The sequence below is a fragment of the Agrococcus versicolor genome (assembly GCF_039531815.1).
GTDB classification, from domain to species: Bacteria; Actinomycetota; Actinomycetes; order Actinomycetales; family Microbacteriaceae; genus Agrococcus; species Agrococcus versicolor.
In genome coordinates this window covers 721,487-740,836 of sequence record NZ_BAAAQT010000005.1, presented here as the reverse complement: position 1 = coordinate 740,836, position 19,350 = coordinate 721,487, and the positions used below count along the sequence as shown (strand labels likewise).

The 19,350-nt window shown below is 73.6% G+C and carries 18 protein-coding genes and 1 pseudogene; 2 read left to right on the top strand and 17 right to left on the bottom strand.

Translation table 11 applies throughout. From position 1 onward, the window contains the following. From ABD249_RS06415 to rplU, 16 genes and pseudogenes are all read right to left on the bottom strand, one after another. Positions 1-1,275 (bottom strand): annotated as a pseudogene (locus tag ABD249_RS06415) (hypothetical protein); the annotation flags it as partial. Beyond that, a complete protein-coding gene (locus ABD249_RS06410; RefSeq protein ID WP_344341712.1) occupies positions 1,272-2,621 on the bottom strand; it encodes an ADP-ribosylglycohydrolase family protein in 1,350 nt (449 codons plus the stop codon). The pseudogene ABD249_RS06415 and the gene ABD249_RS06410, both read right to left, overlap by 4 nt. After that, a complete protein-coding gene (locus tag ABD249_RS06405) occupies positions 2,621-3,769 on the bottom strand; it encodes an ADP-ribosylglycohydrolase family protein (RefSeq protein ID WP_344341709.1) in 1,149 nt (382 codons plus the stop codon). The genes ABD249_RS06410 and ABD249_RS06405 overlap by 1 nt, the downstream gene beginning before the upstream one ends. Before the next feature lie 113 nt (positions 3,770-3,882). Further along, complete coding sequence (locus ABD249_RS06400; RefSeq protein WP_344341706.1) at positions 3,883-5,175, bottom strand: ABC transporter substrate-binding protein; 1,293 nt, start codon at positions 5,173-5,175, stop codon at positions 3,883-3,885. Positions 5,176-5,198: 23 nt separating this feature from the next. Next, complete coding sequence (locus tag ABD249_RS06395; RefSeq protein ID WP_344341703.1) at positions 5,199-6,104, bottom strand: carbohydrate ABC transporter permease; 906 nt, start codon at positions 6,102-6,104, stop codon at positions 5,199-5,201. After that, entirely contained in the window at positions 6,101-7,030 is a 930-nt protein-coding gene (locus tag ABD249_RS06390; RefSeq protein WP_344341700.1) for a carbohydrate ABC transporter permease, read from the bottom strand. The genes ABD249_RS06395 and ABD249_RS06390 overlap by 4 nt, the downstream gene beginning before the upstream one ends. Further along, entirely contained in the window at positions 7,027-8,016 is a 990-nt protein-coding gene (locus ABD249_RS06385) for a LacI family DNA-binding transcriptional regulator (RefSeq protein ID WP_344341697.1), read from the bottom strand. The genes ABD249_RS06390 and ABD249_RS06385 overlap by 4 nt, the downstream gene beginning before the upstream one ends. A gap of 88 nt (positions 8,017-8,104) precedes the next feature. Further along, a complete protein-coding gene (rsfS, locus tag ABD249_RS06380; protein ID WP_344341693.1) occupies positions 8,105-8,473 on the bottom strand; it encodes a ribosome silencing factor in 369 nt (122 codons plus the stop codon). Positions 8,474-8,476: 3 nt separating this feature from the next. Beyond that, on the bottom strand, positions 8,477-9,823 hold the full coding sequence (locus ABD249_RS06375; protein ID WP_344341690.1) for a hypothetical protein: 1,347 nt from the start codon (positions 9,821-9,823) through the stop codon (positions 8,477-8,479). Beyond that, positions 9,820-10,416, bottom strand: coding sequence for a nicotinate-nucleotide adenylyltransferase (gene nadD, locus ABD249_RS06370; protein WP_344341687.1), 597 nt, complete (start codon positions 10,414-10,416; stop codon positions 9,820-9,822). Before nadD ends, ABD249_RS06375 begins: the two co-directional genes overlap by 4 nt. A gap of 11 nt (positions 10,417-10,427) precedes the next feature. Beyond that, complete coding sequence (locus ABD249_RS06365; RefSeq protein ID WP_344341684.1) at positions 10,428-10,613, bottom strand: hypothetical protein; 186 nt, start codon at positions 10,611-10,613, stop codon at positions 10,428-10,430. 29 nt (positions 10,614-10,642) lie between these two features. Next, entirely contained in the window at positions 10,643-11,875 is a 1,233-nt protein-coding gene (locus tag ABD249_RS06360; RefSeq protein WP_344341681.1) for a glutamate-5-semialdehyde dehydrogenase, read from the bottom strand. A gap of 44 nt (positions 11,876-11,919) precedes the next feature. Next, positions 11,920-12,714 carry a glutamate 5-kinase gene (gene proB, locus ABD249_RS06355; protein WP_344341678.1) on the bottom strand — a complete coding sequence of 265 codons (795 nt, stop codon included), beginning with the start codon at positions 12,712-12,714 and terminating at the stop codon, positions 11,920-11,922. Then, positions 12,707-14,251: a GTPase ObgE gene (gene obgE, locus ABD249_RS06350; protein WP_344341675.1), complete on the bottom strand. Its 1,545-nt coding sequence runs from the start codon at positions 14,249-14,251 to the stop codon at positions 12,707-12,709. Before obgE ends, proB begins: the two co-directional genes overlap by 8 nt. Positions 14,252-14,319: 68 nt before the next feature. Beyond that, the gene (rpmA, locus tag ABD249_RS06345) at positions 14,320-14,577 is read right to left on the bottom strand and encodes a 50S ribosomal protein L27 (RefSeq protein ID WP_344341672.1); all 258 of its coding nucleotides are present in this window, start codon (positions 14,575-14,577) and stop codon (positions 14,320-14,322) included. 10 nt (positions 14,578-14,587) lie between these two features. After that, the gene (gene rplU, locus ABD249_RS06340) at positions 14,588-14,896 is read right to left on the bottom strand and encodes a 50S ribosomal protein L21 (protein ID WP_344341669.1); all 309 of its coding nucleotides are present in this window, start codon (positions 14,894-14,896) and stop codon (positions 14,588-14,590) included. A gap of 158 nt (positions 14,897-15,054) precedes the next feature. Here rplU and ABD249_RS06335 point away from each other — a divergent pair, with 158 nt between their 5' ends. Continuing rightward, entirely contained in the window at positions 15,055-16,158 is a 1,104-nt protein-coding gene (locus tag ABD249_RS06335) for a DNA glycosylase AlkZ-like family protein (RefSeq protein WP_344341666.1), read from the top strand. Between the two features lie 73 nt (positions 16,159-16,231). Then, the gene (locus tag ABD249_RS06330) at positions 16,232-16,495 is read left to right on the top strand and encodes a DUF4031 domain-containing protein (protein ID WP_344341663.1); all 264 of its coding nucleotides are present in this window, start codon (positions 16,232-16,234) and stop codon (positions 16,493-16,495) included. A 78-nt stretch (positions 16,496-16,573) separates the two neighbouring features. On the opposite strand, the gene ABD249_RS06325 is transcribed toward ABD249_RS06330, so the two are convergent. Further along, positions 16,574-19,060: an Rne/Rng family ribonuclease gene (locus ABD249_RS06325; RefSeq protein WP_344341660.1), complete on the bottom strand. Its 2,487-nt coding sequence runs from the start codon at positions 19,058-19,060 to the stop codon at positions 16,574-16,576. Between the last annotated feature and the right edge of the window lie 290 nt (positions 19,061-19,350).

Genomic DNA, 19,350 nt, shown 5'->3' with positions numbered 1-19,350 from the left:
CGCGAGCCACGCGGGCTCCTCCCCGCGCACGACGACGACGCCCGCGATGCCGTGCGCCGGGATGCGCACGGTGGCCTCGACCGGCATGCCGGCCGTCACGTCCCACGCCGTCGCACCGTCGAGGAGGCCGACGGCGAGGTGGTCGCCCTCGCGGTCGACGGCCGAGCGGTTGACGAGGGTGACGAGCGTGACGTCGCCGAGGGAGAAGGTCGAGCCGTAGACGCCGTCGATCGCCGCCTCGTCTCGCGCCCCGCCGAGCGGACTCCACTCCCCCGCCTCGAGCACGTCGTGGAGCGCCCGCTGCACGCGCGACATGCGGCGCAGCGTCGAGCGGTCGCGGGCGCTCCAGCCGACCCAGACGCCGAAGACCGCGTCCCACACGAGCACGCCGACGCCGTTCATCCAGCTCGACTGCAGCTCCTCGTGATGGTGCCGGTTCCACCGCCGCACCGAGTGCAGCATGTGCCGCCGCTCGACGAGGCGAGCGCGCAGGACGCCGGGTGCCTCCGAGTCGGCGAACCACTGCGCCCAGGACAGCACGTGGTCGCGCAGCCGCTCGCTCGGCGCCCGCGACTCGCCCTCGAGCGCCAGCGGGCGGTCGCCGCCCATCCAGCCGAGGAACTCGGCGTCGGCGTGCTTGAGGGTGTCGAGGAAGACGCCGTCGACCCCCAGGGCGTCCGACGTGCGGCGCAGCGCCTCGCCGTCGGAGACGACCGAGCCGTCGGCCCGGCGCTCGCGGCGCGTGCCGACGTCCCACGGGTTGTAGTCGACGAACACGCGCACGCCGCGGGCCTGCAGGTCGGCGACGAGCCGCCGGATGCCGGGCACGTCGCGGTACCAGTCGAACTGGTTGCGGTCGTCGATGCCGATGCACGGGTAGGCGTGCCAGAGCACGAGGCCGTCGAGGCCGCCCACGTCGTCGTAGGCGGCGAGCAGCCGGTCCGGCGTGAAGCGGCGCGCGCGCCAGTCGTAGAGCCGCTCGTCCCAGAGCCAGATCTGCGCGGCGACGCGGCAGCGCGACGCCCAGGGCAGCGCGTCGTACGCGGCGTCGTCGTGGCCGAGGCGCTCGCGAGCGTCGGCGGCGAGCGCCGCGAGGTCGTCGCGCCACGCGGGCCAGCGGGACGGGTCGTCGGGCGCCGCGAGGATCTTGGCGACGTCGAACGCCTCGGCGTCGACGGCACCGCCCGCCGGCACGATCGTCGGCAGGTCGATCGGGCGGGGCACGAGGGGGTCGAGCACGTTGGTCGCCGCCTCGTCGGGGTCGATGCGCGTCATGCGGCGGTCCCTGCCGCGAGGGCGTGCGTCCGCTCGGCGAGCGCCTCGAAGCGCACGCCGTCGAACCCGGCGAGGGTCGTGCGGTACACGCCGTGGATGGGCGCGGCCAGGTGCGCGGGGATCGCCGCCATGCCCTGCGCGCCGACGAGGCCGCCGACGCTCGCACCGGCGGAGTCGGTGTCCCAGCCGGCGGCGACGGCGATGCCGACCGCTCGGGCGAGGTCGTCGGCACCCCGCACGGCGGCGAACGCGACGACGGCGACGTTGTGCAGCACGTGCACCCAGTGCAGGTGCCCGTAGCGCTCGTGCAGCACGTCGAGCGCCGCCTCGTCGTCGAGGTCGGCGTCGGCGAGCTCGAGCCCGAGCCGCACGGCGTCGGCGACGCGCGATGCGGGCGGCACGCACGCGAGCCCCGCCTCGAGCGCCTCGCGCATGGACCCGCCCGCGACGGCGGCGGACGCGGCGCCCGCCATGAGCGCGGCGCCGTGCACGCCGGCGCGCCGGTGGGTGAGCCGGGCGTCGGTCACCGCGAGGCGCGCGGCGGTCGCAGGATCGCCCGGATGGGCCCAGCCGTAGGCGTCGGCGCGGATGAGCGCGCCGATCCAGTCGACGAAGGGGTTGCCGGGCACCGCGGCCTCGTCGGGCTCGGCACCGGCGAGCAGGTTGCGCAGCGCGATGCGCTCGGCGGTGAAGATGCGGCCCGCCGGCAGCTGCTCGAGCCACAGCGCCGCCACGTCGTCGACGCCGAGGGCATCGCCGTGGCGCTCCTGCGCGACGAGCGCGAGCACCGCGAAGTTCAGGTCGTCGTCCTCGGGCATGCCGTCGATGACGCCGTCGAGGCTCGTGGGCCTCGAGCGACGGTTCCACGGCCATGCCGCCGCGACGTCCTCGGGCAGGCCCGCCTCGGTGAAGTAGCCCCGCACGGGCCAGCGGCCGGTGGCCTCCGCGATGGCGCGGATGCCCTCGCGCGGGATCTTCTCGACGGGCTTGCCGACGAGGCAGCCGATCGCGCGTCCGAGCCACGCGCCGCGGAGCCGGTCGGCGAGCCCGTCGGCGACCGGCAGCGCCATGGGCGCGAGCGCCATGCTCGGCCAGTCGTCGGGCTCGGCGTCGACGAGCGCGGACGGGCGGGGCCGCGCGCACGCCTCGTCCGTGACGCGCCGGGCGACGGCGCGCAGGGCATCGCCGGCCCGGTGCGGCGACGCACCGCTCACGGGCGCCTCCAGCGAGCCGCCCGCCTCCACGAGGTCGCGCTCGAGGTCGGCGACGTCGACGCCGTCGAGCCGCGCGGCGGCGAGCGCGTGGGCTGCGAGGTCCTCCGGCTGCGTCCAGCTCAGCCGGAGCATCAGGCGGACATCCCGAGCCGCTCCGCCACCGATCGGCGCGCGGCGAGCCGCGCCTCGTCGGCGGCGAGCACCTCGCGCGCCACCTCGGCGATCGCGGCCCCGGGCGCCCGCAGGTCGAGGCGCGAGGCCGTGCCGACCTCGTCGATCCACTCGGACGGCACGACGGCCTCGCCGCCGAGCGCCCCGGCGACCGATGCCGCCATGACGGCGATCGAGTCGGAGTCGCGGCCGTAGTTCACCGCACCGAGCACGGCCTCGCGGAAGTCGCCCCCGCAGGCGACGAGCATCCCGAACGCGATCGGCAGCTCCTCGATGGCCTTCGTGCGGCTCGGGAGCCGAGCGTCCATCGCCGGTCGGCGGTACGCGTCGCCGACGGTGTCGAACGGCGCGACGGCTCCGCGCAGCACGGCGAGCCCGCCGTCGCGCCAGCCGTCGATCCCGGCGGCGGCGTCGACGACGGCCTCGATCGCGGCGCGCGTGCCGTCCTTGGCGAGGGCGAGCGCGGCGTCGACGACGTCCGACACCGTCGCGCCGGGCGCCGCGGCAGCCGCGACCGCGGCGGCGAAGACGCCCGCCGCCTCGCGGCCGTAGCTCGACTGGTGCGCGCCGGCGACGTCGATCGCCTCGGCGTAGGCGCCGACGGGATCGCCGGCGTTCACGAGCCCGATGGGCCCGACGTACATCGTCGCGCCGCAGTTGACCACGTTGCCGACGCCCGCCTCGCGCGGATCGACGTGCCCGTAGTGCAGGCGGGTGACGAGCCACTTCTCGGCGAGGAAGACGCGGTGCAGCGGCAGCGCCTCGGCCTCGAGCTCGGGGATCCACACCACGTCGCCGATCATGCGCGGCACGAGGTGCTCGGCGACGTCGTGCGCCGTGAGGTGCCTGCGCACGTCGGCGTAGACGTCGACGAGCAGGCCGGTCATGAGGGTGTCGTCCGTGACGTGCCCGTCGCCCTTGTGGTACGGCGCGATGGGCCTCGCGGTGCGCCAGTCGGCGTTGAACGGAGGCACGATGCCCTCGATCGTGCCGCCGTAGCGCTGCTGGATGACCTCGGGGGTGTTGCCCTCCGCCGCGCCGCCGAGGGCGTCGCCCACCGCCGATCCCGCGAGCGCGCCGATCGCCGCGTCCTCGATCGAACCTGCCACTGGTGCTCCTGTCCTGACCGCGCGCTGCCCGCGCGGCTCGTCGTGCATCCGTGCTCGGATGCGTGTCCATGGGCGGGATGCGGGGCCGGCGTCGGCCCCGCATCCCCCGGGCGTCAGCCCACCTGCTCCCAGCCGTCGGCGAGCTGCTGCTGCAGCTCCTCGAGCGTGATGGCGTTCGCGAGGTACTGCTGGAACAGCGGCGTCGCGTACTGGTCCTTCCACTGCGGGTAGCCGGAGGCGAGCTGGAACGGCGCGGCCTCGAGCGTCTCGCCGGAGGCGAGCATCTCGGTCCAGCCGGTCTGGCCCTCCGTGGCGCTCGCGAGGTCGGCGCGCGCCGGCTCGCTCGCGGGGATGAGGCAGTCGCCTTGGCCGATCGCCGCGAGGTTCTCCGGCTGCATGAAGAAGTCGATGAACTCGGCCGCTCGGTCGGCGTGCTCGGACTCGGCGGGCACCGACAGCGTCTGCGGGCTCGTGCCCTGGACGCCGCCTGCGGAGCCGGCGAGCGGAGGCAGCACCGTCCACTCGAAGCCCTCGGGCGCGCTGTCGGCGATCTGCTGGGCGAGGTACGAGCCGCCGACGTACATGCCGTACTGGCCGCCGAGGAAGCCCGGCAGCACGTCGCCGCCCGACTGCGTGAGCGTGACGGGGTCGAGCGAGGCGTCGTCGTAGGCCATGGCGTGCACGGCCTCGGGGACGGCGAGCTCGCCCTCGCCGACGTCGATCGTCGCGCTGCCGTCGTCGGCGACGTCGAAGTACGTGCCGTCGAAGCCGAGGCCGAGGTTCATGAACGCCGCGGTGGGCTGGCGCAGGCCCCAGCCGACGCCGAAGCGGCCGTCGGCGGTGAGCTGCTGCGCAGCCTCGCGCAGCGCGTCCCACGACAGCTCGTCGCCCGTGGGCACCTCGACGCCCGCCTCCTCGAACATCGCGGTGTTCGCGAAGACGACGTACGACTGCATGACGGTCGGTGCGGCGAAGACCGCGTCGCCGATCGTCACCGACTCCCACAGGCCCTCGCCCACGGAGTCGACGACGTCGTCCGACAGGTACGGGCTGAGGTCGGCGAGGTAGCCGTCCTGCGCGAAGCCGGTCATGTCGCTGGCCTCGTTGTGGATGATGTCGGGTGCCTCCCCGCCCTGGAACTGCGTCACGAGCTGGTCGTGCACGTTGTCCCACGAGCCCTGGACGACCTCGACCTGCGTCTCGGGGTGGTCGGCGTTCCACGTGTCGACGATGTCCTGCGTCGCCTGGATCGTCGCGTCCTGGAACGCGAGCGACTGGAACGTGAGCGTGACCTCCTCGTCGGGGTCGCTCGTGGCGGCTGCGCCGCCGCCGCCGCCGAAGGCGCAGCCGGTGAGCAGCACGGCGCAGGCTCCGATGCCTGCGACCGCACGGATGGATCGGTGCATGGGGTTCCCTCCCTGGTGGTTCGTCATCCCTTGACCGCACCCGAGAGCAGGCCGGACGTGAGACGACGTTGGATGATGGCGAAGAAGACGAGCGACGGGATGCACGCGAGCAGGCTGCCCGCGGCGAGCTGGCCGAGCGCGACCTGGCCCTCGGAGCCGACGAAGAGCGCGAGCCGCTGCGGCAGCGTCTGCAGCGCCTCGTCCTTGATGAGGACGAGCGCGAAGAAGAACTCGTTCCACGAGCCGATGAACGCGAACAGCGCCGTGGCGACGAGGCCGGGGCCGAGCAGCGGCATGATGATCGAGACGAGCACGCGCAGCCGCGAGGCGCCGTCCATCGCGCCGGCCTCCTCGAGCTCGCTCGGGATCGCGGCGACGTAGCCGCGCAGCATCCACAGCGCGAACGGCAGCGACCACACGACGTACACGACGACGAGGCCGCCGAGCGTGTTGTTGAGGCCGAGCGGCCGCAGCATGAGGAACAGCGGGATGATGATGAGGATGAACGGGAAGACCTGGCTCAGCAGGATCCACCCGGTCGCGAGCCCGCGCAGCCGCGTCTGGAAGCGCGCGAGGGCGTAGGCCGCCGGCAGCGACACCACGACGACGATGAGCGTCGTCGCGAGGGCGACGACGAGGCTGTTGAGCGCCGCCTGGCCGAGGCCGGCGCGCTCGATGGCGCCGATGAAGTTGTCGAGGTTCCACTGCGCGGGCAGCAGCTGCGGGTCGGGCGACTGCAGCTCCTGCTGCGTCTTGAACGCGGCGGTGACGAGGAACAGCAGCGGGAATCCGAGGAAGCAGACGAAGAGCACGAGCGCGACGTACTGCAGCGCGCGCCACACGCGCCTGCGGGTGCGTCGGCTGCGCGAGCGGTCGTCGTCCTGGCCGCCCGAGTCCTGCGCGCGAGGGGCATCCGTGATGACGCTCATGCGGTCCTCGCCTTCGCCTGGGCCCGGAGGTACACGAACAGGAACGCCGCGATGACGATCACGATGACGTTGCCCATCGCGCTCGCGAGCCCGAAGTTGCCGTAGCGGAATGCCTCGTTGTAGGCGAACAGCATCGGCAGCATCGTGCCGTAGGCGCCCGCCGTCAGCACGTAGACGAGTGCGAACGAGTTGAAGTTGTTGATGAAGTCGAGCGTCGTGATGGCGACGATCACGGGGCGCAGTCCCGGGATCGTGATGTTCCAGAACCGCTGCCACACGCTCGCGCCGTCGATCTGCGCGGCCTCGTGCAGCTGGTCGTCGATGCCCTGGAGGCCGGCGAGCAGCGTGATGGTCGTCTGCGGCATGCCCGCCCAGACGCCGACGACGATGACGGCCGGCAGCGCCCACTGCGCCGTGCCGAGCCAGTTCGTGTCGTCGGGCAGGCCGAGCGCGCCGAGCCCGCCGTTGATCGCCCCGTACGTGGGGTGCAGCATGAAGCGCCACATGATCGCGATGATGACGGGAGGCATCGCCCACGGGATGAGCGCGATCGTGCGCGCGATCCCCTGGCCCCACAGGTTGGCGTTCAGCAGCAGCGCGAGGCACAGCGCCGCGACGAACTGGATGATCGTCACCGCGAACGCCCAGATGAGCCCGATCCCGAACGACTGCCAGAAGAGGTCGTAGTCGAGCAGGCGCACGTAGTTCTCGACGCCCGTGAACGTCGTCACCGCGCCCAGACCCGACTGCGAGTCGGTGAACCCGAGCAGGATGCCCTGCACGAGCGGGTAGACGCTGAAGGCGAGGATCGGGATCATCGCGGGGACGAACAGGAGGTATGCGCTCCAGTCCTGCCGACCGCGACGACCTCGACGCGCGGGGGCGGGAGGCGTCGGTGCCTCCGGCCGTGCGACGACGGTGGTCATGGGTGCTCCTTCGTGGTCGACTCGCGCACGACGAGGCGCGGCGCGACGGCCTGCGAGCCGCGGGGCTCGGCGCCCTCGATGCGGCGCAGCAGGGTGCGCGCCGCGATGCGCGCGCGGTCGTGGGCGCCGAGGTCGACGCTCGTGAGGCTCGGGACCGACAGCTCGGCCGGCTCGGTGTCGTCGAGGCCGGCGAGCAGCAGGTCGTGGGGCACGCGCAGGCCGAGCGTCGCGCACTCGCGCAGCGTGGCCAGGGCCATGGCGTCGTTCGCGCCGACGATGGCGTCGGGGACGCCGCGCCCGAGCAGGGCGCGTGCAGCGGGGCGCGCGGCGGCGTGGGTGAAGTCGTCCGCGACCTCCACGAGGTCGGCGCCCAGGCCGTGCCGCTCGCACGCGGCGACGAAGCCGTCGAGTCGGGTGCGGCCGGGCGTCGTGTCGATGGGGCCGTCGAGCAGGGCGATGCGTCGGGCGCCGCGCTCGACGAGGTGCGCCACGAGCAGCTCCATGCCGGCGCGCGAGTCGGCGCGCACGCTGTCGATGCCCGCTGCCTCGACGAGGCCCAGCACGACGACGGGCACGGCGGCGACCCGCACGGCCTCGACGATGCGGTCGGTGACGCGCAGGACGACGACGATGGCGCCGTCGACGAGGCCGGCGCTCAGCTCCTCGACCGCGGCGACGGGCTCGGCGGGCACCTGCTGCATGAGCAGGCGGATGCCATGGGCGTCGACCTCGGACTGGAGGGCGCTCATCATGCGCGCGTACACGGGGTTCGCCGCGTCGGGCACGAGCATCGCGACCTGGCCCGTGCGGCCCGACTGCAGGCCGCGCGCCATGTGGTTCGGGCGGTAGCCGAGGTCGCCCGCGGCACGCTGCACGCGCTCGATCGTCGAGGTCGAGGCGATGCCGCCGTTCAGGGCGCGCGAGGCGCTGGCGATCGACACGCCTGCGCGAGCCGCGACTGCGGCGAGCGTCGAGCCCTCGGCCATCCTTCGCGCCCCTTCGCACGTTGGAAACGTTTACAGTGCGACGGTAGCCGACGGCGGGGCCGCCGCGCAAGCGGCGATCCGGGAGGCGTCAGTCCGTCGCGCCGACCGTGAGCGGGATCGTCGGGCAGTCGCGCCACAGCCGCTCGAGCTGGTAGTAGGCGCGCTCCTCCTCGTGGAAGACGTGCACGACGAGGTCGCCGAGGTCGAGGAGCACCCAGCGCCCGTCGCCGCGACCCTCGCGGCGCAGCGGCTTGACGTCGAGCTCGATGAGTCGGTCCTCGATCGCGCGGGCGATCGCCGACACCTGGCGCTCGGACGTGCCCGTCGCGAGCAGGAACGCATCCGTGAGCGGCAGGCGCTCCGACACGTCGAGGCCGACGAGGTCGGTCGCGAGGACGCCGTCGGCGGCCTCCGCGGCCGCCTGCACGAGCATGATGGAACGATCGGTCGCTGCCATGGGTCAGATCCAGCCTGCGATGAATGCCACGACGGTCGCCGCGATGGCGGCGATGCCCACGCCGCCGCCCACGCCGACCACGACGGGCCAGGCGTTGCGGGTGCGGCGCTGCGGCGCGATGCGCACGCGGGCGTTGGCGTACGAGGAGACGGCTCGGCTGGCGCGCACGGGCTGCGTCTCGGGACTGCGGACCTCGCTCGAGTCGTCGACCGCGTCGAGGTCGGCGGCGTCGATCGTGCCGCGGCTGCGGCCGGAGGAGGCGAAGCCGTCGGGGAGGTCGATCGAGCCGGTGACGATGACGCCGTCGGCGGTCTCGACCGTGATCGGCTCGTGCGCGCCGGAGGCGGGCAGCACGAGCGCGTTGGCCGTGATCGCCGACGTGCCGGTGCCGACGCTCGAGGCGCTGATCGCGCCCGTGTCGGCACGGAGGTCTGCGATGTGGTGCCGCGAGGTGTCCTCGACGACGTTGACGACGACGGGCATGCGGCCGGTGGCGCGCGTGGGCCCGGCCTGCACCTCGACCTCGTCGTCCTCGGCAGCGGCGACGTCGAGCGCCTCGCGGCGGTCCTCGAGCAGCGCGGGGGTCGACTCGGCGATGCGCCGGGAGGACACGGGCGCGTCGGCGACGACGACCTCGTCGATCTCGAGGCGGTCGATCTCGTCCTCGTCCACGGGATCGAGGTCGTCGACCTCGATGCGCTGGATGGGTCGCGCGGGCTCGCTCGTCGTGCCGGCGTCCGACTGCAGGTCGGCGAGGACGTCGGCGATCGACTCGGGGGCCGTCTGCTCGTCGGACGCGGACGCGGACTCCGGCTGCTGCGACGCGGTGCCTCGCCGGCCGAAGAACCGGCCGAGGCCCGTCGAGGCGGGCTCTGCGGGAGCGTCGGCGACGGGGGCGTCGTCGGTACGGGCATCGGCGGATGCGGCGGCCTCGGCGTCGGCCTGCACGGCCTCCTGCACCTTCACCTCCCCCGCGGCGGGCACGCCGGCGACGTTGCCGTCGGCCGCCGCCTGCTGCGGACGGAGGTCTGCGATCAGCTCGGAGACGTCGATCGCCTGCGTCTCGGCAGGCTCGACGACGGCGTCCACGGCCGCGGGAGCGTCGGGCTCGTCGTCGACGCCCTCGCCCTCGGTCGGGCCGGTGGTCGCGGCGTCCGGGCTGCTCGCCGGGACGGCGTCCTGCTCGACGTCGCGCTGCTCGGGATGGGCGCTGCCGCTCTGGTCGGCGGCGTCGGGTGCGTCCGCCGTCGTCGCGTCGACGGCGGGCGTCTGGCCGGTCGTCTCGGCGAGGAGGCGTTCGCGCTCCTTGCGCTCGCGCCGCGTGAGCGGCGGGCCGTCGTAGTCGGTCATGCCTCGATCATCCTGTACAGAGCGTGCTTGGTGATGTATTGAACCACCCCATCGGGGACGAGGTACCACACGGGGTAGCCGGCCTCCACGCGTGCTCGGCAGTCCGTCGAGGAGATGGCGAGCGCGGGAACCTCCAACGAGGATACCCGGTCTCGCGGGTACCCCTGCACCGAGAGCTGGTGGCCGGGGCGCGAGACCGCGACGAAGTGGGCGAGATCCCAGATGCCGTCGACGTCCTTCCAGCCGACGATCGACTGGAACGCGTCGGCGCCCGTGATGAAGAAGAGGTCCGCGTCCGGATGCAGCGCCCGCATGTCCTGCAGGGTGTCGACCGTGTAGGTCGGGCCGTGCCGGTCGATGTCGACGCGCGACACGGTGAAGCGCGGATTCGACGCCGTCGCGATGACCGTCATGAGGTAGCGGTGCTCGGCGGGGCTCGCCTCCGCCTTCATGTACGGCGTGCCGGTCGGGACGAAGACGACCTCGTCGAGCTCGAAGTGCTGCGCGACCTCGCTCGCGGCCACGAGGTGGCCGTGGTGGATGGGGTCGAACGTGCCGCCCATGATGCCGAGCCGGCGGCGGCGATGTGCCATGAAGCGGCCGGTCAGTGGTGGCCGGAGGTGTTCTGGGTGCTCTGGTCGAACTTGTGGCTGTGGCGGTTCGCGACGTCGCGGTACGAGTGCGTCACGACGGCGAGCATGATGAACACGGCCGCGGCGATGCCGCCGACGATGTACGGCATGAAGCCGGGATCGCTGTGGTGCTCGGTCGCCGCGAGGAGGAGGTCCATGCCCTCGATCCTACTCGCGACCGCGGGGTTCAGGCGCGCACCTGCCCCGTGCCGCGCACGAGCCACTTCGTGCTCGTGAGCTCGGGCAGCCCCATCGGCCCGCGCGCGTGCGACTTCTGGGTCGAGATGCCCACCTCGGCGCCGAAGCCGAACTGGCCGCCGTCGGTGAAGCGCGTCGACGCGTTGACCATGACGACGGCCGAGTCGACCTCGGCGAGGAAGCGCTCGGCCGCGACCGGGTCCTCGGTGAGGATGACGTCGGTGTGGTGGGTGCCGAAGCGCTCGATGTGGTCGATCGCGGCGTCGAGGTCGTCGACGACGCGCACGGCGACGTCCATCGACAGGTGCTCGGTCGCCCAGCCGTCCGGGCCGAGGGGCTCGGCGTCCGCGACGTCGCCGTCTGCGTGCACCGTCACGCCGGCGGCGCGCATGGCGTCGACCACGAGCGGCACGGCCGTCGCCGCCGCATCCCGGTGCACGAGCACGGTCTCGAGCGAGTTGCACACGCTCGTGCGCTGCGTCTTGGCGTTGAGCAGCAGGGGGATGGCCGCCTCGAGGTCGGCGGTCGCGTCGACGAACGCGTGCACGACGCCCGCGCCCGTCTCGATGACGGGCACCTGCGACTCGCGCACGACGGTCTCGATGAGGGATGCGCTGCCGCGAGGCACGAGCAGGTCGACGAGGCCGCGGGCGCGCATGAGCGCCGTGGCGCCCTCGCGGCCGAGCGGGTCGATCGTCTGCACGGACTCGCGCGGCAGGCCGACCGACGCGATGGCCTCCTGCATCGCCGCCACGAGCACGGCGTTCGTGCGCTCCGCGGCGCTGCCGCCGCGCAGCACGATCGCGTTGCCGCTGCCGAGGGCGATGCATGCGAGGTCGACCGTGACGTTCGGACGTGCCTCGTAGATGGCGCCGACGACGCCGAAGGGCACGCGCACCTCGGTGAGCTCGAGCCCGTTGTCGAGCGTGCGCGAGCGCGTCACCTCGCCCACGGGATCCGGCAGCGTCGCGAGCTCGCGCGCCGAGGCGGCAAGGGCGGCGACGCGTGCGGCGTCGAGCGCCAGCCGGTCGAGCATGCCGTCCGCGAGGGTGCCGCGGCCGCGCTCGAGGTCCTCGGCGTTCGCGACGACGATCGCGTCGACCGAGGCGTCGATCGCGTCCGCGATGGCCTCGATCGCCGCGCGCCGCGGCGCCGTGCCGGCCACCGCGAGGGCGCGCGCAGCGCGTCGGGAGGCGTGCAGCAGCGTCTCGAGGTCGTCCACGCGTCGATCCTAGGCGGCGGATGCCGCGCCGGCCGCGCAGGCGATCACGCCGAGCGGACGGCCTGCGCCTGCCTGGCCTCGAAGACCGTGCCGTGGTCCTCCCCCGCGAGCGCACCGGCGAACAGGTGGGTCGCGGTGAGCAGCACCTCGGTGCCGGCGTCGGCGGCGATGCGGGCGGCATCGACCTTCGTGCCCGCGCCGCCCGTGCCCACGGCGCTCTGCGAGACGCCGAGCGTCACGCCCTCGAGCCCGTCGCCGTGCGGCACGCGCGCGATGCGCTGCGCGCCGGGGGTGCCGGGAGGGGCGGTGTAGAGCGCGTCGACGTCGCTGAGCAGCACGAGCCGATCGGCCCGCACGAGGCGCGCGACGAGCGCGGCGAGCTGGTCGTTGTCGCCGAAGCGGATCTCGTGCGTCGCGACGGTGTCGTTCTCGTTGACGATCGGCAGCATCCCGAGGCCCAGCAGCCGCTCGAGCGCGTTGAGCGCGTTGACGCGATGCTGGTCGACGCCCATGTCGCTCGCCGACAGCAGCACCTGCGCCGCGACGATCTCGAAGCGGTTGAGGCTCCGCTGGTAGCGGTTCATGAGCACGTTCTGCCCGATGGCCGCAGCCGCCTGCGTCGTGGGCAGGTCGGCGGGCCTCGCTTCGAGCCCGAGGAAGGGCAGGCCGGTCGCGATCGCGCCCGACGAGACGAGGATGACGTCGGCTCGTGCGCGCAGCGCCGCGATGTCGTCGACGAGCGTCTCGATCTGGCCGCGGTTGTCGCCGGAGATCGACGACGAGCCGACCTTGACGACGATGCGCTCGGGCACCTGCCCGTCGTCCACGACCTCAGTCACGCGGGGCGTCCTGCTCGTCGCGGGCGTGGTCCACCTCGAAGCCGTCGTCGTCGACCCACAGGCCCGCCTTGCGCTCGCGGGCGAGCTCGTCGCGCGCGGCCTGCTTGGCGTTCATGCGCTCGTGGTAGTTCATGCGGCGCTCGTTGGTCGTCTGCCTGCCCTCGCCGTAGAGGCGCAGGTCGGTGCCGCGATCGCCGAGCTCGGCCATCGACGTCATGGTGGGCTCCCAGTCGAAGACCATGCCGTCGCCCGCGCCGATGACCACCATCGCGCCGGGCACGGCGCCGGCCTTCACGAGCGCGTCCTCGATGCCGAGGCGCGCCAGACGATCGGCGAGGTATCCGACGGCCTCGTCGTTGCGGAAGTCGGTCTGCTGGATCCAGCGCTCGGGCTTCGCGCCGCGGATGCGGTAGAGCGATCCGTGCGTGCCGCCCTCGACCTTGACCGTGAACCCGGCGTCGTCGATCGCGCGCGGACGCAGCACGATGCGCTCGGGCACGGGATCGGCCGCGTGCAGGGCACGATCCGCCTCGACGAGCTCGGCGAGCGCGAAGGAGAGCTCGCGCAGGCCGTGGCGCGTGACGGTCGAGATCTCGAGCACGCGGTAGCCGCGCTCCTCGAGGTCGGCGCGCACGAACTCGGCGAGCTCGCGCGCCTCGGGGACGTCGACCTTGTTGAGGGCGATGAGCTGCGGACGCTCGAGCAGGGGGGTCTGGCCCTCGGGCACCGGATAGGCGCCGAGCTCGCGCAGGATGACGTCGAGGTCCGAGAGCGGGTCGCGGCCCGGCTCGAGGGTCGCGCAGTCGACGACGTGCAGCAGCGCGCTGCACCGCTCGACGTGGCGGAGGAACTCGAGCCCGAGCCCCTTGCCCTCGCTCGCACCCTCGATGAGCCCGGGGACGTCGGCGATCGTGTAGCGCGTCTGCCCCGCCTCGACGACGCCGAGGTTGGGGTGCAGCGTCGTGAAGGGGTAGTCGGCGATCTTGGGTCGCGCGGCGCTCAGCGCGGCGATGAGGCTCGACTTGCCCGCGCTCGGGAAGCCGACGAGCGCCACGTCGGCGACGACCTTGAGCTCGAGCAGCACGTCGTGCGCCTGGCCCTCGGTGCCCAGCAGCGCGAATCCGGGCGCCTTGCGCTTCGACGACGCGAGGCGAGCGTTGCCGAGGCCGCCCTGGCCGCCCTCGGCGATGACGAGGCGCATGCCCGGGTGGGTGAGGTCGGCGAGCGGCTCGCCGTCGGCGTCGGTGACGACGGTGCCGAGCGGCACGGGCAGGATGAGGTCCTGCCCCGTGAAGCCCGTGCGGTGGTCGCCCATGCCGGGGCCGCCGTTGTCGCTCGTGCGGTGCGGGCGACGGTGGTACTCGAGCAGCGTCGTGACGTTGGGGTCGGCCACGACGACGATGTCGCCGCCGTTGCCGCCGTCGCCGCCGTCCGGGCCGGCGAGCGGCTTGAACTTCTCGCGACGCACCGAGACGCAGCCGTGACCTCCGTGCCCTGCCGAGAGATGCAGCGTGACGCGGTCGACGAACGTCGCCATCGGTTCCTCCTGGGATGCAGCGAGGGGGCGGGCATCAGCCCGCCCCCTCGCGTGTGTGCTTCGTGTGGCTAGGCCGCGACCTCGACCACGTTGACGACCTTGCGGCCGCCCTTCTGGCCGAACTGGACCGCACCGGGCTGCAGCGCGAACAGGGTGTCGTCGCCGCCGCGTCCGACGCCGGCGCCGGGGTGGAAGTGGGTGCCGCGCTGACGGACGAGGATCTCGCCGGCCTTGACGACCTGGCCGCCGAAGCGCTTCACGCCGAGGTACTGCGCGTTCGAGTCGCGTCCGTTGCGGGTGGACGATGCGCCCTTCTTGTGTGCCATGGTGCAGCTCCTACTTGATCGAGGTGACCTTGAGGCGCGTGAGGTCCTGGCGGTGGCCCTGGCGCTTCCGGTAGCCGGTCTTGTTCTTGAACTTCTGGATGACGATCTTCGGACCGCGGAGGTCTCCGACGACCTCGGCCGTCACCGTCACCTTGGCGAGGCTCTTGGCGTCGGCCGTGACCGTGTCGCCGTCGACGAGCAGGACGGGAGCGAGCTCGACCGTGCCGTCCTCGGAGCCCGCGATGCGGTCGACGACGAGCACCGAGCCCACCTCGACCTTCTCCTGACGCCCGCCGGCGCGCACAACTGCGTAGACCACGTGATTCCCTCACTCGGTGTGTGTATGAAGCCTTCGGCGCGCACGAGCGGATCGCGCTGGCGCCAACGGACGACGATACAGGGTGCCGAGGCACCCGGTCAAACGGCGACACGCGCCGCGAGCCCATCGCGTCCGACACCCAGCATAGGGTCGTGCGCATGGCACGGCCTGCAGCGACGCTCCGGACGATCGGGATCGAGGAGGCGCGCCGCATCGCGGTGCGCGCCCAGCTGCTCGACGATCGCCCGTCGAGCGACCTCCTCACGGTCGTCGAGCACCTCGGGCTCCTGCAGGCGAACGTCACCGACATCGTCATGCCCTCGGCCGAGCACGTCGCGTGGTCGAGGCTCGGCGACGGGCTGGCGTACGGCGACGTGCGGCGTGCCGTGGAGGTCGAGCAGCGGCTCTTCGAGCACCTGGGGCAGCCGACCCCGCTCGAGCCGCTCGCCGTCTCCCTGCGGCCGACGGCGCTGCTGCCGGAGCTCCTGCCGCCCATGCGGTCGTGGGCGCTCGAGCACCCGCGCGTCGCCGCCTGGGTCGCGGACGACCCCGAGTTCCGCGACGGGGTGCTCGACCTGCTGCGCGCCGACGGCCCGCTCCCCCAGCGCGACGTGCCCGACACCGCGAGGTGGCCGTGGGACTCGAGCGGGTGGAACGCGAACCGCAACGTCGCGATGCTGCTCGAGTTCCTGCAGTGCTCCGGCGTCGTGGCGGTCGCCGAGCGGCGGGGGGCGGAGCGCGTGTGGGACCTCGCCGAGCGCGTCCTGCCGCCGACCGAGCCGCTGCCGGCCGACGAGGCCGAGCGCCGCAGGCACGAGCGCGTGCTCGGCTCGCTGGGGCTCGCGAGGCCCCGCGTCGTCGGCGGCGTCGGCGAGGCCGTGCGCGTCGAGGGCGTGCGCGGCGACTGGCGGATCGCGCCGGGTGCGACGGCGGAGGGCTTCGCGGGGCGCGTCGCGGTGCTGTCGCCGCTCGACCGCCTCCTGTTCGACCGCAGGCGCATGCGCGACCTCTTCGCCTTCGACTACGCGCTCGAGCAGTACACGCCGGCGGCCAGACGTCGCTGGGGTGCCTTCGCGCTGCCCGTCCTCGACGGCGACGCGCTCGTCGCGAAGGTCGACGCCCGCCGGGACCGGGACGCGGGCGTGCTGCGCGTCGCGGCGATCCACTGGGACGTCGAGGCCGGCGCGAGGCTGCGCGACGCCGTCGCGGACGAGCTCGCCGGCATGGCCGGGTTCCTCGGCTGCGGCCTCGCGCTGCCCTGACGCGTGGGCGAGCGGCCTGCGCCGACGGCGGACGCGTGCGGCCGGACGGCATCCGACGCGGTACCGTCGCGCCATGGCGATCCTGGTCGACGAGCCCCGGTGGCCGAAGCACGGCACGACGTGGGCGCACCTCGTGAGCGACGAGTCGCTCGACGAGCTGCACGCCTTCGCCCGGCGCGCAGGGCTGCCCGAGCGCGGCTTCGATCGCGACCACTACGACGTGCCGGCCGAGCGGATCGACGCGCTCGTGGCGCTCGGCGCGCAGGCCGTCCCCGGTCGCGAGCTCGTGCGTCGGCTGCTCGCGAGCGGCCTCCGCGTGCGTCCTCGCGACCGCTGAGCACGCCCTCGCCGACACCGACGGCACGCATGCGTCCGGCCCCGCGACCGATGGTCGCGGGGCCGGATCGCGGGCGGGCTACTCGGCGTCGGGCTTCGCCGTGACGATGCCGCCGCTCGATGCCCGGCGGCTGCGGCGCGCGGCCTTGCCCGTGCCCGGCTCGGGTGCGGCGAGCGCGTCGAGCGCCCCGGAGAGCAGGCCCTCGACCTCGCGCGACGGCTGCGCCGCGGCGGGCTCGTCGCGCGCGGGGGCGACGGGGATGTCGAGGATCGTGAGGGACTCGCTCGCGGCGGCGGGTGCCGCCTCGGGCTGCTCCTGCTGCGCACGCTCCTGCGCCGCCGACGCCCTGCCCGAGCCACGGCTCGACGCGCGTCGGCTGCGACGCGGCTGCTGCTCGCGGGCGGGAGCCTGCTCGGGCGCCTGCTCCTGCTCCTGCGCACGCTCGGGCGACGGCACGTGCTCCTGCTGCGGCTCGGCCTCGACCGCGACGCCGTCGAGCTCGTCGTCGGCGCCGGGCTCGCGCACCTTGGCGGCCGCGGCGATCTGCGAGAGGCCCTTGCGGGCGTCCTCGGTGATCGCGTGCGTGCCCTGCTGCTGCGAGAGCTGCTGCACGCCCCCGGAGGCACCGCCGGCCGGCTGCGACTCCTGGCGCTTGCCGCCGCGGCGCCTGCCGCCGTCGCCGTTCGCACCGGCGCCGCCGCCGCGCGCCGAGCGCGACACGGGCTCGTGGTGCACGATGACGCCGCGACCGGCGCAGGCGTCGCACGTCTCGGAGTACGCCTCGAGCAGGCCGAGGCCCAGTCGCTTGCGCGTCATCTGCACGAGACCGAGGCTCGTGACCTCGGCGACCTGGTGCTTCGTCCGGTCGCGCGAGAGGCACTCGATGAGCCGGCGCTGCACGAGGTCGCGGTTCGACTCGAGCACCATGTCGATGAAGTCGATGACGACGATGCCGCCGATGTCGCGCAGCCGCAGCTGGCGCACGACCTCCTCGGCCGCCTCGAGGTTGTTCTTCGTGACGGTCTCCTCGAGGTTGCCGCCCTGACCGACGAAGCGACCCGTGTTGACGTCGACGACCGTCATGGCCTCGGTGCGGTCGATGACGAGCGAGCCGCCCGACGGCAGCCAGACCTTGCGGTCGAGCGCCTTGTCGATCTGCTCCGAGACGCGGAAGTGCTCGAAGGGGTCGACGTCGAGGTCGAACTCCTCGACCCGCTCCAGGAGGTCCGGCGCGATGGCGCCGAGGTACTCGCGGATGGTGGCGAGCGCCTCGTCGCCCTGGATCACCATGCGCTCGAAGTCCTCGTTGAAGACGTCGCGGACGATCTTCACCAGGAGGTCGGGCTCGGCGTGCAGCCGGGCGGGGCTCGTGCCGCGCGCCGTCTGGTCCTGGATGGACTGCCACTGGCGCTTGAGCCGCTCGACGTCGCGCGTGAGCTGGTCCTGCGTCGCACCCTCGGCGGCGGTGCGCACGATGACGCCCATGTCGTCCGGCAGCACCTCCTTGAGGATCTTCTTCAGGCGCGCGCGCTCGGTGTCCGGCAGCTTGCGCGAGATGCCGTTCATCGACCCGCCCGGCACCGACACGAGGTAGCGCCCAGGCAGCGAGATCTGGCTCGTCAGCCGAGCGCCCTTGTGGCCGATCGGGTCCTTCGTGACCTGCACGAGCACGGTGTCGCCCGGCTTGAGCGCGAGCTCGATCTTGCGCGGCTGGCCCTCGAGGCCCGCGGCCTCCCAGTCGATCTCGCCCGAGTAGAGCACGGCGTTGCGGCCGCGCCCGATGTCGACGAACGCCGCCTCCATGCTCGGCAGCACGTTCTGCACCTTGCCGAGGTAGACGTTGCCGATGAGGCTCGTCTCGGACGACTTCGCGACGTAGTGCTCGACGAGGATGCCGTCCTCGAGCACGCCCAGCTGCACGCGGTCGTGGCGCGAGCGCACGACCATGGTGCGCTCGACCGACTCGCGGCGCGCGAGGAACTCGCTCTCGGTCACCACCGCGCGGCGACGGCCCGCGTCGCGACCCTCGCGACGACGCTGCTTCTTCGCCTCGAGTCGCGTCGAGCCCTGCACCTTCTGGGGCTCGGTGATGAGCGGGCGCTCGGGCTGCGTGCCCTGCCCTCCCTGCTCGCCGCGCGTCCGGCCGCGCCGGCGGCGACGGCTCGAGCGGGGCTCGTCGTCGTCGTCGTCCTGATCCCGATCGTCGTCGTCGTCGACCGCGCGACGCTGCGACGGCAGCGGCGGCAACGGAGCGAGCGTCGCGAGGTCGGGCGCGAAGAACTGCACCGCGAGCGGCAGCGCGTCCTCCGCGGGCTCGGGCAGCCGCACCTCCGCCGGGCCCTCGAGGCCGGGCTCGTGCCCTGGCTCGGCCGCGGCCGACCCGTCGGCATCGGCGGGCTCCTGCGCGGCGTCGGCGGCGCCGGCGTCGGCCGCAGCCGACTCCTGCGCGACCACCTGTCCCGCGTCGGTCGTCACCTGCTCGGAGCCGACCGTCTCGGTCGTCTCGTGCTCGGTGCTGGTCTCGTCCTGGTTCGCGTCTGCCGACGCGTCGTGTGCATCCACCATCGCTGGCGTACTCCTCGAACACCGGCGTCGCCGCCGGTGCAATCCGTGCGCGGCGGGCAGTGCCCGCTGCGAATCCCTATGGGGCCCGTGCGGTGTCGCACGGCACCTGTTCGTCTGCTCGGAGCTGGCGATCCGACGCGCCCTCTCGGGCGCGGCACCGGTGTGCCCGGTCAAATCTGCGGCGCTGCTGCGCCGGGACCCACGATACCCCACGGGCGCCGGAAGGCACGTGCCCGCCGTCCCGCCCCGGCGCCGACGCGCGCGCATCCCATAGCGGGTGCTGCCACAAT

Coding starts and splice junctions, on each gene's coding strand:
- ABD249_RS06410 (WP_344341712.1), bottom strand. CDS start 2,621: ATGCTCCGGCTGAGCTGGACGCAGCCGGAGGACCTCGCAGCCCACGCG.
- ABD249_RS06400 (WP_344341706.1), bottom strand. CDS start 5,175: ATGCACCGATCCATCCGTGCGGTCGCAGGCATCGGAGCCTGCGCCGTG.
- ABD249_RS06395 (WP_344341703.1), bottom strand. CDS start 6,104: ATGAGCGTCATCACGGATGCCCCTCGCGCGCAGGACTCGGGCGGCCAG.
- ABD249_RS06390 (WP_344341700.1), bottom strand. CDS start 7,030: ATGACCACCGTCGTCGCACGGCCGGAGGCACCGACGCCTCCCGCCCCC.
- ABD249_RS06385 (WP_344341697.1), bottom strand. CDS start 8,016: ATGGCCGAGGGCTCGACGCTCGCCGCAGTCGCGGCTCGCGCAGGCGTG.
- rsfS (WP_344341693.1), bottom strand. CDS start 8,473: ATGGCAGCGACCGATCGTTCCATCATGCTCGTGCAGGCGGCCGCGGAG.
- ABD249_RS06375 (WP_344341690.1), bottom strand. CDS start 9,823: ATGACCGACTACGACGGCCCGCCGCTCACGCGGCGCGAGCGCAAGGAG.
- nadD (WP_344341687.1), bottom strand. CDS start 10,416: ATGGCACATCGCCGCCGCCGGCTCGGCATCATGGGCGGCACGTTCGAC.
- ABD249_RS06365 (WP_344341684.1), bottom strand. CDS start 10,613: ATGGACCTCCTCCTCGCGGCGACCGAGCACCACAGCGATCCCGGCTTC.
- obgE (WP_344341675.1), bottom strand. CDS start 14,251: ATGGCGACGTTCGTCGACCGCGTCACGCTGCATCTCTCGGCAGGGCAC.
- rpmA (WP_344341672.1), bottom strand. CDS start 14,577: ATGGCACACAAGAAGGGCGCATCGTCCACCCGCAACGGACGCGACTCG.
- ABD249_RS06335 (WP_344341666.1), top strand. CDS start 15,055: ATGGCACGGCCTGCAGCGACGCTCCGGACGATCGGGATCGAGGAGGCG.
- ABD249_RS06330 (WP_344341663.1), top strand. CDS start 16,232: ATGGCGATCCTGGTCGACGAGCCCCGGTGGCCGAAGCACGGCACGACG.
- ABD249_RS06325 (WP_344341660.1), bottom strand. CDS start 19,060: ATGGTGGATGCACACGACGCGTCGGCAGACGCGAACCAGGACGAGACC.